Source organism: Bradyrhizobium sp. SZCCT0153 (assembly GCF_018129995.1).
GTDB classification, from domain to species: domain Bacteria; phylum Pseudomonadota; class Alphaproteobacteria; order Rhizobiales; family Xanthobacteraceae; genus Bradyrhizobium; species Bradyrhizobium japonicum_G.
The window spans coordinates 1-13,068 of record NZ_JAFCKS010000022.1; the positions used below are offsets into that span (position 1 = coordinate 1).

The 13,068-nt window shown below is 63.5% G+C and carries 15 protein-coding genes and 1 pseudogene; 8 read left to right on the forward strand and 8 right to left on the reverse strand.

Translation table 11 applies throughout. The features are described from left to right. From JQ572_RS34845 to JQ572_RS34855, 3 genes and pseudogenes are all read right to left on the reverse strand, one after another. Positions 1-283, reverse strand: a pseudogene (locus JQ572_RS34845) (hypothetical protein); the annotation flags it as partial. Positions 284-414: 131 nt separating this feature from the next. After that, positions 415-1,017 (reverse strand): CinA family protein, encoded by a 603-nt coding sequence (locus tag JQ572_RS34850; protein ID WP_211387353.1) that lies wholly within the window; start codon positions 1,015-1,017, stop codon positions 415-417. A gap of 3 nt (positions 1,018-1,020) precedes the next feature. After that, positions 1,021-2,217, reverse strand: coding sequence for a bifunctional 2-C-methyl-D-erythritol 4-phosphate cytidylyltransferase/2-C-methyl-D-erythritol 2,4-cyclodiphosphate synthase (locus tag JQ572_RS34855; protein ID WP_211387354.1), 1,197 nt, complete (start codon positions 2,215-2,217; stop codon positions 1,021-1,023). Positions 2,218-2,499: 282 nt separating this feature from the next. Here JQ572_RS34855 and dusB point away from each other — a divergent pair, with 282 nt between their 5' ends. Genes dusB through ntrC form a run of 3 tightly spaced genes read left to right on the forward strand, consistent with a single transcriptional unit; the run spans position 2,500 to position 6,125 of the window. Continuing rightward, the gene (gene dusB, locus JQ572_RS34860) at positions 2,500-3,501 is read left to right on the forward strand and encodes a tRNA dihydrouridine synthase DusB (protein ID WP_211387355.1); all 1,002 of its coding nucleotides are present in this window, start codon (positions 2,500-2,502) and stop codon (positions 3,499-3,501) included. Next, entirely contained in the window at positions 3,498-4,673 is a 1,176-nt protein-coding gene (locus tag JQ572_RS34865; RefSeq protein WP_211387356.1) for a two-component system sensor histidine kinase NtrB, read from the forward strand. Before dusB ends, JQ572_RS34865 begins: the two co-directional genes overlap by 4 nt. A gap of 9 nt (positions 4,674-4,682) precedes the next feature. After that, complete coding sequence (gene ntrC / locus JQ572_RS34870; RefSeq protein ID WP_211387357.1) at positions 4,683-6,125, forward strand: nitrogen regulation protein NR(I); 1,443 nt, start codon at positions 4,683-4,685, stop codon at positions 6,123-6,125. Between the two features lie 167 nt (positions 6,126-6,292). On the opposite strand, the gene JQ572_RS34875 is transcribed toward ntrC, so the two are convergent. The 4 genes from JQ572_RS34875 to JQ572_RS34890 all read right to left on the reverse strand — a co-directional run bounded on the left by JQ572_RS34875 (position 6,293) and on the right by JQ572_RS34890 (position 8,420). Next, positions 6,293-6,439: a hypothetical protein gene (locus JQ572_RS34875; RefSeq protein ID WP_211387367.1), complete on the reverse strand. Its 147-nt coding sequence runs from the start codon at positions 6,437-6,439 to the stop codon at positions 6,293-6,295. 223 nt (positions 6,440-6,662) lie between these two features. Further along, the gene (locus JQ572_RS34880) at positions 6,663-7,877 is read right to left on the reverse strand and encodes a tyrosine-type recombinase/integrase (RefSeq protein WP_211387358.1); all 1,215 of its coding nucleotides are present in this window, start codon (positions 7,875-7,877) and stop codon (positions 6,663-6,665) included. Beyond that, a complete protein-coding gene (locus JQ572_RS34885; protein WP_211387359.1) occupies positions 7,861-8,052 on the reverse strand; it encodes a hypothetical protein in 192 nt (63 codons plus the stop codon). Before JQ572_RS34885 ends, JQ572_RS34880 begins: the two co-directional genes overlap by 17 nt. 128 nt (positions 8,053-8,180) lie before the next feature. Continuing rightward, positions 8,181-8,420 carry an Arc family DNA-binding protein gene (locus JQ572_RS34890; RefSeq protein ID WP_211387360.1) on the reverse strand — a complete coding sequence of 80 codons (240 nt, stop codon included), beginning with the start codon at positions 8,418-8,420 and terminating at the stop codon, positions 8,181-8,183. A 255-nt stretch (positions 8,421-8,675) separates the two neighbouring features. Between JQ572_RS34890 and JQ572_RS34895 the strand changes: the two genes are divergently transcribed. From JQ572_RS34895 to JQ572_RS34915, 5 genes are all read left to right on the forward strand, one after another. Then, on the forward strand, positions 8,676-9,035 hold the full coding sequence (locus JQ572_RS34895; RefSeq protein ID WP_211387361.1) for a helix-turn-helix domain-containing protein: 360 nt from the start codon (positions 8,676-8,678) through the stop codon (positions 9,033-9,035). 38 nt (positions 9,036-9,073) lie between these two features. Further along, on the forward strand, positions 9,074-9,409 hold the full coding sequence (locus JQ572_RS34900) for a transcriptional coactivator p15/PC4 family protein (protein ID WP_211387362.1): 336 nt from the start codon (positions 9,074-9,076) through the stop codon (positions 9,407-9,409). Further along, positions 9,406-9,981: a helix-turn-helix domain-containing protein gene (locus JQ572_RS35575; RefSeq protein ID WP_433996211.1), complete on the forward strand. Its 576-nt coding sequence runs from the start codon at positions 9,406-9,408 to the stop codon at positions 9,979-9,981. The genes JQ572_RS34900 and JQ572_RS35575 overlap by 4 nt, the downstream gene beginning before the upstream one ends. A gap of 274 nt (positions 9,982-10,255) precedes the next feature. Next, a complete protein-coding gene (locus tag JQ572_RS34910; protein WP_211387364.1) occupies positions 10,256-10,777 on the forward strand; it encodes a terminase small subunit in 522 nt (173 codons plus the stop codon). 270 nt (positions 10,778-11,047) lie between these two features. After that, positions 11,048-11,680: a recombinase family protein gene (locus JQ572_RS34915; RefSeq protein ID WP_211387365.1), complete on the forward strand. Its 633-nt coding sequence runs from the start codon at positions 11,048-11,050 to the stop codon at positions 11,678-11,680. A gap of 918 nt (positions 11,681-12,598) precedes the next feature. Here JQ572_RS34915 and JQ572_RS34920 read toward each other — a convergent pair. Continuing rightward, complete coding sequence (locus JQ572_RS34920) at positions 12,599-12,769, reverse strand: hypothetical protein (RefSeq protein ID WP_211387366.1); 171 nt, start codon at positions 12,767-12,769, stop codon at positions 12,599-12,601. Positions 12,770-13,068: the final 299 nt, after the last annotated feature.

A 13,068-nucleotide genomic window follows, 5' to 3' on the forward strand; every position in this document is an offset into this window, starting at 1 on the left:
GCCCTTCGCGCCAGTGCTGCCAGCGTCCGCCACAACCCATCCCGCGTTTCGTGACGATCGCGATACGCCCCTCTGACTGGGGATGAGGTGGCGCAGGAATACGCCAAAGCCGAATTTCGGTAAAGTGGAATCTTTTCGTCGGCCGGCGTCGACCCATCGATGGCGTGTTTTGCCCGTCGGGCAACGCAAGAGATTGTGGCCCGCACGAGCGCAGCCATATCCGGGACGGCGACCCGCGGATCGACGAGAAGGCCGCACCGGCGGTCAATGTGTCGAAGGTCATCGATGCCGCCAATCCCGCAGCGCCCGTCGTGGAGTTGACCGTGAGCGCGAAGCTGAAGCCGTCGGATGCCGATGCGGTCAGGCAGCACGTGCTCGATCACGCCAGCGCGCTGCTCGCGGCGGCGCGAGGTCTCAGCCCCGCGGCGGTCTGCGCTTGGCCACATGCCGGCGCGGCGAGCGGGTCACGCGAGGACGCAGACGAGTGGCTGCGGCGGCGCGGCGGGGCTTTGTCGCCGCCTGCGGGCCGCGGGCAAGATCCATCAGCATGCGCAGCGCCTCGACGACGGAGCGCTGACGGACGGCGGTGCGGCCGATCGCGCCGAAACGATGCTCGCGGTGGACGATGCGGCCGTCGCGCGCGGCGACCGCGAAATGGACGAGACCGACCGGTTTGCCCGGCGTGGCGCCGCCCGGACCGGCGATGCCGGTGATGGCGACCGCGAGATCGACGCCGGCACGCTCCAGCGCGCCGACCGCCATGGCGGTCGCGGTCTCCTTGCTGACGGCGCCAAAATTGGCAAGCGTCCCGGCCTCGACCCCCAGCATCGCGCGCTTGGCGTCATTGGAATAGGTGACGAAGCCGCGATCGATCACGTCGGACGAGCCGGGGATGTCGGTCAGTGCGCCTGCGACGAGCCCGCCGGTGCAGGACTCGGCGGTCGCGATCGTCAGCTTGCGCATCCGGCACAGATCGAGCAGCGAGCGGGAGAGGGCGCGTGCGTCGCTGCCGGCCATGGACTAGGCGCTCCAAGTCTTCTCGTTAAACGGCAGGCGGATGGTGGCGCTTGCGGTGGCCGCGATGCCTTCCTCGCGGCCGGTGAAGCCGAGCCGCTCGCTGGTCGTCGCCTTCACAGCGACGCGGGAGATGTCGACACCGGAAATCTCGGCGATGCGCGCGCGCATGGTGTCGCGCAAGGGGCCGATCTTCGGCCGCTCGCAGATCATCGTCACCTCGAGATTGGCGACGCGGCCGCCCCGCGCGGTGACACGTTCGATAGCGTATTTCAAGAACTGGTCGGACGAGGCGCCCTTCCACTTGGCGTCGCTCGGGGGAAAGTGCGAACCGATATCGCCATCGGCGAGCGCGCCGAGAATGGCGTCGACCAGCGCATGCAGGCCGACATCGCCGTCGGAATGCGCCAGGAAGCCCTTGCTGTGCGGCACGCGGACGCCGCAGATCATGACATGGTCGCCCTCGCCGAAAGCGTGCACGTCATAGCCCGTGCCGGTCCTGATGTCGCCGAGCAGGCTGGCCAGGCGCGCTTCCTCGCGCACGAAATCCTCGGGGGTGGTGAGCTTCATATTGGCAACATCGCCTTCAAAGGTTGCAACCGTCAATCCCGCCCATTCGGCAATCGCGGCATCGTCGGTGAAATCGCTGCGCCCGTCCTTTGCCGCCCGACGATGCGCCTCGAGGATGACGTCGAAACGAAAGGATTGCGGCGTCTGCGCGATTCGCAGGCGAGCCCGGTCCGGCGTGTCCTCGACTTGGCCGCTCGCGCCGGTGACCTTGATGGTGTCGGTGACGGGAACGACGGGGATCGCGGCGCCGGTGCGGCTCGCCGCCTCGATCGCGCGCGAGATCACGCCGTCCGAGACGAAGGGCCGCGCGGCGTCGTGGATCAGGACGATGTCCGGCTTGTGCTTTGCAAGCGCTTCGAGACCGGCGAGAACGGAAGCCTGCCGGGTCGCGCCGCCATTTGTCGGCGGCTCGTGCTTGAGTCCTGCGACCGCCGCCGTGAACATGGCGCTGTCGTCGGGGTTCACCACCGGCTGCACCGCGAACACCTCGGCGTGACCGCTGAAGGCTTCCATGGCGCGATAGATCACCGGCACGCCGCCGATCTCGCGATATTGCTTCGGCCCACCAGCACCTGCGCGCAGGCCGCGTCCGGCCGCGACAAGAACGACTGCGGTGCGCTGTGATTTCGCCATAGGACTCAAATACTCAGTTGATAATGAGGAGAACTCGGGAGTGGGGTGATGGCCGCATGCCTCTAGCACGACAGGCCCGCAAAAAAAGGGGGTTTCCCTGGATTGTGGGAAACAGCATTTTGTTGCACTGCACTTGAAAGATTTGCAGAACTGTCTAAACTGTAGGCATGACGCTTGACTGCACAAGAATTGTGCGCAAGATAGATCATGGCAGGCGCGATGAGGCCCTGCCTACGCAACGAGACCCCTGTGACCGGCTCGGCATTATCTGGCTCTAAGCCGTTGAAAATAGGCGATATTGATGTCGCCGCCCCGGTCTTCCTGGCGCCGATGTCGGGGGTGACGGACTCGCCCGTCCGCAGGTTGGCCGCGGAGCTGGGGGCCGGTTTGGTCGTGTCCGAAATGACCGCCAGCGACGAGCTCGCCAATGGCCATCGGATGTCCCGGTTGCGCTGCAAAGCCACGGGAATCGGCCCGCATGTAGTCCAGCTCGCCGGCTGCGAGACGCATTGGATGGCAGAGGGCGCCCGGATCGCCGAGGCCGAAGGCGCCGATATCATCGACATCAACATGGGCTGTCCGGCCCGTCACGTCACCGGCGGCCAGTCCGGCTCGGCCCTGATGCGTGACCTCGACCATGCCGTCAGCCTGATCGAGGCGACGATCGCGGCGGTGAAGGTGCCGGTGACGCTGAAGATGCGGCTCGGCTGGGACGACCTCACGCGCAACGCGCCGGAACTGGCGCGCCGCGCGGAGGCATCCGGCGTCAAGCTCGTCACCGTGCATGGCCGCACCCGCTGCCAGTTCTACAAGGGCGAGGCCGATTGGGATGCGATCCGCGCCGTGCGCGAGGCCGTCTCGATTCCGCTCGTCGTCAATGGCGACATCACGTCTTACGAGAAGGCGCTCGCGGCGCTGGAAGCCTCCGGCGCCGATGCCGTGATGATCGGCCGCGGCGCCAATGGCCAGCCCTGGCTGCCCGGCCAGATCGGCCGCCGCCTGAAGGGCGGGGCAGCGGAAGCCACGCCGTCGCTCAAGACGCAGCTCCATTACGTGCGCACGCTCTATGAGGGTGTCTGCGCGCTGTACGGCCTGCGCATCGGCCTGAGGCACGCGCGAAAACATCTCGGCTGGGCGCTCGACGTTGCGGCCGATGTGAGTCGTGCGCCGGCCGAGACGCTGAAATCCTGGCGCCAGAAGATCCTCACCTCGGAGGATCCGGGCCGCGTCCACCAGTCCCTGCAAGATGCCTTCGACGACTTCGCATGGAGCGCTGCTGCATGAGCTCAGCCGTTGAACATCGTCGGCCGCTTCCGTCCGACAGCGACGCCATCCTGGACGCACTTCCCAATCCCGTGCTCATGATCGGGCCGGACGGCAAGATCGTCGCCGCCAACATCGCGACCGAAGCCTTCTTCGAGATCTCGACGCAGTTCCTGAAGCGGCAGTCGCTGAAGGAGCTGGTGCCGTTCGGAAGCCCGTTGCTGGCGCTGATCGACCAGGTGCGCTCGTCGAATTCGCCGGTCAACGAATACAAGGTCGATCTGGGCACGCCGCGCATGGGCGGCGACCGCCAGGTCGATCTCCACGTCGCGCCGCTGACCGAGCGGCCCGGACATATCGTGGTGATGCTCCAGGAACGCACCATCGCCGACAAGATGGACCGCCAGCTCACCCATCGCAGCGCCGCGCGCTCGGTGATCGCGCTGGCGGCGATGCTGGCGCACGAGATCAAGAATCCGCTCTCCGGCATCCGCGGCGCGGCGCAGCTTCTGGAGCAGCAGGCCTCCTCGGAAGACCGCATGCTGACGCGGCTGATCTGCGACGAGGCCGACCGCATCGTGACGCTGGTCGACCGTATGGAAGTGTTCGGCGACGAACGTCCCGTGGTCCGTGGCCCCGTCAACATCCATTCCGTGCTCGATCACGTCAAACGGCTGGCGCAATCGGGCTTTGCCCGCAACATCCGTTTCGTCGAGGACTACGATCCCTCGCTGCCGCCGGTGCTGGCGAACCAGGATCAGCTCATCCAGGTGTTCCTCAATCTGGTCAAGAACGCCGCCGAAGCCCTGATCGACGTTCCCGACGCCGAGATCCAGCTCACCACCGCGTTCCGTCCCGGCGTGCGTCTGTCAGTCCCCGGTCAAAAATCCCGGGTATCTCTGCCGCTTGAATTCTGCGTCAAGGACAATGGACCAGGCGTGCCGGACGATCTTCTGCCCAACCTGTTCGATCCCTTCGTGACCACCAAGCAGACCGGCTCGGGTCTGGGCCTCGCCCTGGTCGCGAAGATCATCGGCGATCACGGGGGCATCATCGAATGCGAATCTCAGCCGCGCAGGACCACCTTCCGCGTGCTGATGCCGATGTATTCCACATCGGTGAAACATGCCGATCAAAGCAGTCGCGACGGCTCTGCCGGGAAGTCGTCGTCTGCATCACAGGGGGCAAAATGAGGATTAACGATGCCCGCAGGTAGCATTCTCGTTGCTGATGACGACACCGCCATCCGCACGGTTCTCAATCAGGCACTATCCCGCGCCGGCTACGAGGTCAGGCTCACCGGCAATGCCGCGACGCTGTGGCGCTGGGTCAGCCAGGGGGAGGGCGATCTCGTCATCACCGACGTGGTGATGCCCGACGAGAACGCGTTCGACCTGCTGCCGCGGATCAAGAAGATGCGGCCGAATTTGCCCGTCATCGTCATGAGCGCGCAGAACACGTTCATGACGGCGATCCGCGCCTCCGAGCGGGGAGCGTACGAATATCTGCCAAAACCCTTCGACCTGAAGGAGCTGATCGCCATCGTCGGCCGCGCGCTGGCCGAGCCGAAGGAGCGGATCTCGTCGCCGGACGAGGACGCCGAGATGGAGGCGATCCCGCTGGTCGGCCGCTCGCCGGCGATGCAGGAAATCTACCGCGTGCTGGCGCGGCTTATGCAGACCGATCTCACCGTGATGATCACGGGCGAGTCCGGCACCGGCAAGGAGTTGGTGGCGCGCGCGCTGCATGATTACGGCAAGCGGCGCAACGGCCCGTTCGTCGCGGTCAACATGGCCGCGATCCCCCGTGACCTGATCGAGTCCGAACTGTTCGGCCATGAGCGCGGCGCCTTCACCGGCGCCAACACCCGCGCCTCGGGCCGGTTCGAGCAGGCCGAGGGCGGCACGCTGTTCCTCGACGAGATCGGCGACATGCCGATGGAGGCGCAGACGCGCCTGCTGCGCGTGCTTCAGCAGGGCGAATACACCACCGTCGGCGGCCGCACTCCGATCAAGACCGACGTGCGCATCGTCGCGGCCTCCAACAAGGACCTGCGCGTCCTGATCCAGCAGGGCCTGTTCCGCGAGGATCTGTTCTTCCGCCTCAACGTCGTGCCGCTGCGGCTTCCCCCCTTGCGCGAGCGCATCGAGGACCTGCCGGACCTCGTGCGGCACTTCTTCACGCTGGCCGAGAAGGACGGCCTGCCGCCGAAGAAGCTCGACACGCTGGCGCTGGAGCGGATGAAGCAGCACCGCTGGCCGGGCAACGTGCGCGAGCTCGAGAACCTGGCGCGGCGCCTCGCGGCGCTCTATCCGCAGGACGTGATCACCGGCTCCGTCATCGACGGCGAGCTGGCCCCACCCACGGTCAGTGCGGGTGCCGCCGTCCAGCAGGGCGTCGACAATCTCGGTGGCGCGGTGGAGGCGTATCTGTCCTCGCACTTCCAGGGTTTTCCGAACGGCGTGCCGCCGCCGGGGCTCTATCACCGCATCCTCAAGGAGATCGAGGTGCCGCTGCTGACGGCTGCGCTCGCCGCCACCCGCGGCAACCAGATCCGCGCAGCCGACCTGCTCGGCCTCAACCGCAACACGCTGCGGAAGAAGATCCGGGATCTCGATATCCAGGTCTATCGGAGCGGGGGCTAGTTTTTCGAACCGGACGGTGGCTCAGCTCCCCTACCAAAGCGGAGCTGAGCCTGTCCGGATCGCGCTGGCCGTTGTGGCTGACGCGGTGAGCAGAAGTCCGATCCGGGCTGAAATGTTCCTCTGGAACATGCAAAAGGTCATTCGGCCTGGGGCGCGCGTCCTCAGACCTATCTGACCAGCCGGGTTGAAACCGGCATCGTGGAGGCGAGGTTCACCGACCGCGCCTCCAGGCTCGGGCCGTTGACCAAGAGGTCAGCGGCCACGATCAGCAGCAGCACGGCCGAAACCATCATCGCGAGAAAGAACCTGTCCATGCGGGATCAAGCCGGAAGGACGGGAATCCGTTCCGCCGGCTGGCGCCGGCCCGGCATGCCCTGTGGATGCGCCGGTCCGCCGTGGCAGATGCGCCGCGGAATTGTCGCAATTCGGCAACTTTTACGGGTTTCGAGCAGATTCAACGACTTACCAGGCCACTATTTTACCAGTTTTCGTCATCCGTTCGCATGTTTTACCAGCCCGCGTTCACGGGCTGTCCGTCTACTTGACGCGCTTAATGCTGGCCCGGCGTTCGGCGATGCGCTCTTCGGCATAGCACACGCGCTCTGCGCCACGATCCTCCAGATAGACTTCGAGCTTCGCGGTCGCGGTCTCGCCGAGCCTGACCTTGTCGGCCTGCTTCACGTAGAACATCGCCATCTTCGGCGACTGGTGGCCGAGCACGGCCATGATCTCTGGCACCGAGCATCCGGCCAGCGCCAACTCCATCCCGGCGTTCTTGCGGAGCCCGTGCATCGAGTAGTCGGCAAACTTGAGCTTCTTCTGGACGAGGTTTCGGATCGCCGTTCCCAGCGTCCCGGCGTGCTTGTAAGGGCGCTTCCAGTTGCTGGTGAAGATGTAGACCGCATCATAACGCGTCATCGTGTCCAGCATCTTCTTGAGCGGCGCCGGGCAATGAATCCAGATGCGCTCGCCCGTCTTCTGCTGGACGACGTTGATGCGCCGGCCGTCGTAATCGTCCCATCGCATGTTGACGAGGTCACTGCCGCGCTGGCCGGTGTAGCGGAGCCCGCTGATGATCTCGACGAGATGGCGCCTCGCCTTGGTGACAGCCGCGTCGTAGACGTTGTCCGGCCAAGCCAAGATGCCGACCCCGTCGTGCTCATAATGTTGGATTGCGCCGATAGTCGGACAGAGCTTGTCACCCGGCCTGAACTCGGCGAAGCGCTTGGCGAAATGCCAGAGGTTGGTGATCAGGCTGCGCTGCTGATCCGCGACCGCGCCGCCTTTCTGATCTGCGATCCCGCTGGTGTAGACGTCAATGTTGCGTTGGTTGAGATCGTGCAGGATGGCGGTGCCGATTTCCTTCTTCATCAAATCTAAGGCGAAGCCGTAATTGTATTGGGTGCCCGGCGAGAGCTTGAGCATGCCGAAGTCGGACGTCTTGTATTTGTCAATGAACCAGCCGACCGAGCCGGGCCGGAAGATGATCTTGGGATCGATCTTGTAGTCTCGCGGATTCTTCCAGCGACCGAGCTGATCCTTGCTGCGGGGAGCGGGGCGCGGCGCGTTCGCCTGCTTCACCGCGCGCAGGAGCGGGTCATAGGCCTCGGCGAACTCCTCGGAGGTCTCATCATCGGGAAGGCGCGTCAGCTTTCTGTTGCGCGGGTCCCGGAAATAGACGTAACAGGTGCCGTTCGCCTGCGGCTGGCGATAAAGATATTGCCGTTTGCCGTCCTTAGCCTTCTTCGCCATCGGTGATCCCCATCAGTTCATCCATGGTGTTCCGCACCTTACGGATGCTGGCGCGTTTCAATTCCTCGAAAGCATCATCGAGGTCATGCCTGTCCCAAACCGTCATGCCCTTGATCTTCGTCGGCGCCGGCATGGCTCGCTCTTCGACGAGCCGGAGAAAGCTGCTCTGGCTCATGCTGAGGTAAGCTGCCGCGTGCTCCAGTCTCATTGCGCGTGGCGGATAGGACGTTTCAACTCGCTTGGTGCCCATACTCCTGACAGGGGCTAGAAAGGCGGCGACGCCGCGATGATGGTGTCATGGGCTCAGCCCTTCGGCTCGATGCCGAGGCGCCGCAAGGTCAGCTCCACGGCCTCGGTGGCGGCAAGTCTCGCAATGTCTTCGCCTGTCGTGGTGGGCGGGCCGGAGGATGATTCCTGAAGCCGGTGCACCAGCTCGGCGTTGAAGCTGCGCTTGTTTCGTCGCGCATCGGCCGTGAGCTTACGTCGCAAGGCCACCGGGAGCCGCACGTTCACCTGAACCACGTCTGCGCTCTTTTCCGTCACGGTCCCTCCAGCAGACTGCTATAGATTGTCTAGCAGACTGCTATCATTGTTCCCATGCTGATGCCAAGGACTTTCGGGGGGTTGCGAACCAAGAATTTGGCCCGCCGCACGCGCTCGCAATGCGACGTAACGCGACGCAACGGCAATGTAACGGCGTATCGCGAACCGTCAGAAAACCTTGCGATTTAAGGGGTCTTCGAGCTTTTGCCGCCAACAATTTATCTTGCTTGAAACCGGAATCATCGATAGGGGCGAATGATCGCCCATGGCGATGGTGCCATGCGCGGTCCCCGATCAGGGCCGGAGTTGCGTATGGGCCGTCACCAGATTCCCCCCAGCCAAGTCATCGAAAACCCGTTGCGGCGCGCCGTGCTGCATCACCTCAGCCGTGTCGGAGGCCACGCCCCCACCATCGAGACCTGCCGCGCGCTCGGCATCGTGCATCGGGGATCGCTGACGTGGAGTGCCGACATCCTGGTGCGCGCTGGAATGATCCGGCGCCATAGGATCGGCGCGGGCAGCAGGCGCTCAATCATCCTGACAATCACACCGAGAGGCCGCGCCGCGATTGCGGGCGGCGACGTTTTGCCTCAAGCACTGGAGCTGTCTGCGTGAAAAAAGAAGCGCCGGCCTGCGGAAACAGGCCAGCGCGGATGTCGTCAACGATCACAAGCAGCGACGATATAAAGCCGACACCGGCCCCCGCGCAATACTCATCGCAAGCCCAATTGCGCGATGGCATTCACCTCGCCGCCATTTGGCGCGGCCCGCGTGATCGATCGCGGGCCGTTCAATTCGCGCTGAAGGAATTCAACGGCCATCAGCTCCTCGACGTCCGCCAATACGAGTCCTCATCGGGCTTCATGATCCCGACGAAGCGGGGCCTGACGATCTCGGTGGCCCAACTCGGCAAGTTCGCTGCCGCTGCTGGTGCGGCGTACCGGCAGGCGATCAAGCTCGGCCTGATCACGGCGGGGTCGTCGTCATGAGCACTCGACCGATTGTCGTCAGGGGCGCAGAGGGACAGCGCCAATGGGCACAGGCCTTCTTGAAGACGGCTCTGTCCGAGAAGTATCCCGCGCGTGCCATTGCACTCGCGATGGCACTGATGGAGCTTCACTTCAACCGCAGAACCGGGAAATGCAATCCGGGCTACGAGACGTTGATGGAGGAACTGGGGTGTTCCGAGCGAACCGTTATACGCGCCGCCAACGATCTGGCGACGGGTGGGTGGATTGCGCGCCGTGCTCCCGAACAGCACGACTATGTCGACTTCACCCTGACGATTCCATCGCAGCCAGGGGTGACAGCAGTTGTCACCCCTGAACAGGCTCCAGAGGTGACAGAAATGGCCTCTAGAGGTGACACATGCTGTCACCCGTTTAATGAAGAACACTTGAACACTAGAAATCGGGGTCCCCAATTTCGTCCTAGGCCGGGGGTGCATGATCTCGCTCGGAGCGAGGCCGAGAGCCGCGCGGCAAATGAGCGGATGCGGAAATGGCAGCGCTCATCCGTGAGTGTCACAGAGGGAAGCAGCTCGTCCGGTGCAGCGGCGTGATGTGGCCCGTCGCCCGCAAGGGCGCGGAGAGGGCGGCCGTCACGCCGCGATCAAGGGCACTGAGATGATCTGCGCCATGACGTCCGCCTTCGGCTACCATCACGGCAGAGTCCCGATGAAGGAACCAAGACTCGCGGCTTCTACGGAGTCTGTAGCCGCGCGCGCGAGAACTTCGCGAGGTGATGCACGCGAAGTTCAATCCGCCATAATCATTCCGGCCCGTAACGGCGTCACGGGCTTGGCGAAGCACGATGGCGGGCATAGGTTCGCCACCATGGCCCCGCTCAAGAACCTCAAGCACGAACGCTTCATCCACTTGCTCCTCGAAGGCAGCAAGCACGGCTGGAACGCCGCCGAAGCCTATCGACGCGTCTACGGCGTCGAAGGCCACGTCGCCGAGAGTGCCGCATCGCGGCTGTTGAAGAATGTTGAGTTGCAAGCCCGCCTTGCCGAACTGGCGGCTCCGCAGGAGCGAAAAGCGCGGGTTACGGTGCAGTCGCTCCTCGGCGAGTTGCAGACTACCATCGCCGATGCCAGGCAGGCCAAGCAGCATTCCGTCGTCGTGCAGAGCCTCGCGCTCGCGGCCAAGCTCTGCGGCATGCTGACTGACAGGATTGAAGTTGGCGCGCCCGGTGAGTTCGGCACCTGCAAGACGAGCGAGGAAGTCATCGATGCGCTCCTCGGTGATCAGGCGCCGAACATGGTGCTGGCCCAACTCGACGAGCTGAGAGGGCTGGTTACCGCCCGAGCTGCCGCTGGAGCCCGCGTCGTGGACGCCAAGCCGATGCAACGTTGAACGAGGCCCGGCGCGTCATGGGCAGCGCTCGGCTATTGCGCTATCGCCGACGTCTTGAAGCGGCTGGCGTGGACGGCGCCGCCCCGCGTCTCGTTCGAGGAGCGGCTGACATCATCCCGTCTCAGAGTGCAGTCTTCGAGCGAAAGGGCATCCGTTGGGGTATGCCGTAGCGGACGGTCGAAAATCGTCAAATAATGCGTCCGTTAGGGTTTACGATGATCAACGGACATGCTTTTATTCGGACACCCTCTCAACGGACACAGGTGTCCCATGGCAACCATCCTCTACGCACGGGTCTCCACAGCCGAGCAGACCCTCGACCATCAGCGCACCCAGGCCGAGGCGGCTGGCTTCCGCTTCGATCACGTACTGTCTGATCACGGCGTCTCTGGGGTCTCAACCCGGCTTGCTGAACGCCCTGAGGGCCGCAGACTGTTCGATCTGCTTCGGTCAGGCGACACGCTGGTCGTTCGCTGGATCAACCGGCTTGGCAGGAACTATGACGACATCACCGAGACCATTCGCGAGTTCATGCGTCGCGGCGTCATCATCAGGACCGTGATCAGCAATCTGACATTCGACGGTGCCACGAAAGACCCGATGCAGAGGGCCGTGCGAGACGCGCTGATTGCGTTCATGGCGGCGTCCGCACAAGCTGAGGCCGAGGCCACGAAGGAAGCCCAGCGGGCCGGGATTGAGCACGCCAAGGCCAACGGCGAATATCGTGGCCGTAAGCCGAGCTTCAACCGCAAGCAATTGGCGACGGTGCAGAACCTGATCGGCCAAAGCGTGAGCGTGATCGCAAGAGAGTCCGGCCTCAGCCGACAGACGGTCTATCGCATCCAGTCCGATCCGGTCGCCGCAGCGGCTGCGCTCACGACATGGGAGTCGTCGCCGGGGTAAACTCGGCGCCCCCCTCGGGGGGGGGGATCGATAGCCCCTTTCCAAGGGGAGCCGTACTCCCCCCGGCCACCTCAGTTCCCGGCGTCGTCCTTGATTAAATTAAGCCCGGCTCGGTGACGTCCCTCTCCATATTTTTTGAAAAAAATCCGAGATCGTGCCGGCCGGCTCTGGATCGAAGCCGAGACCAAGATCGGCGAGGAGCTTCATCTGGACCCACCGCAGCAAGTCCAGACCACCCGCCAGATCGCGCCGCAGCCCCGCCCGTGGGTTATTGCGCGTGCCGGCGCTCAAGTGACAGGGCGCGACGTCATCTGGCGGCCTGCGGGCTTCTCTGAGGTTCGTGCTGTTGGACCCGAACGGCCGACCACATCGAGCCGGACGTGCGCGGCTACATCCGGCGCGGTCACCGACCTGTTCGCTATGGGCCAAAACCGGACGTGGTCAGAAGCCGTCAGCATCCCGCTCAGCATGATGTGAAAGCCCATTAAGTGACTTCCGAAGTCGTAACATCCGATGCGCCGATTGAAGCGCGCCAGGATTGCCCACGCAAAAAGGTTCCGCCGCCATGCTCGATTTGCCAAAAAAACAATTCGATCAGCCTGAGCAGTATTGCTCACAACTGTGGTGTGCGGTGCGCGCATGTTACCGCGACCACCTGAGGCCCTACCGCGATTGAGAGTTCGATAGCGCTCCGGCCTCAATGTTCAGGAGACGGGCCATGATTCAGGGGCAAGCATGGACATTTTCGTCCATCGTCAAAACCTGGAGCACTATCGGCGGCTGTTAGCCGAACCCAATGTGGCAAATGATCCAGTTCGACACAAATCGATCATTCGGCTTTTGGGCGACGAGGAAGCCAAGGAGACGAAATCCTATGAACAACGATAGCTGGGCACGACTGCGGGTTGCTGCGCTAATTTATTGCATGGTGAATGCGGCCGTCTTTGGTGTCGGCATGGTCGCTATTTTGAGCATAGCCGCACTGATGTCCCACGCCTTCTTTTGGATACCCGCCGTTGTCGCCAGCAGCTTCGTCATCTCAGCGCCGTTGGCATGGTTCATCGCTCCTTGGATGATGATGCGCTTCATCAGGGCTAATTCCACCGGGCACACATAATCGAGATCGAGCGGCGTACTCTCCACGAAGCCTACGCATCGGCCGCTAACTGCTGAAGTATCGTCGTGAGTTGACCGGGATCGTAGGGCTTAGGAAGAAAGCGCCCACCTTCGGGCAAGTCGTCTGGCCGCACATTGAAAGCCTCATATCGGAACAATGCCATCTGCAAGAACTTGGCAATCTGGAGGTTGCCAATGCCCCGCTACTTTTTTGATGTTGAGGATGGCCACAGGGTTTTTGATTCATCCGGGTTTGTTTGCGACGACGATAT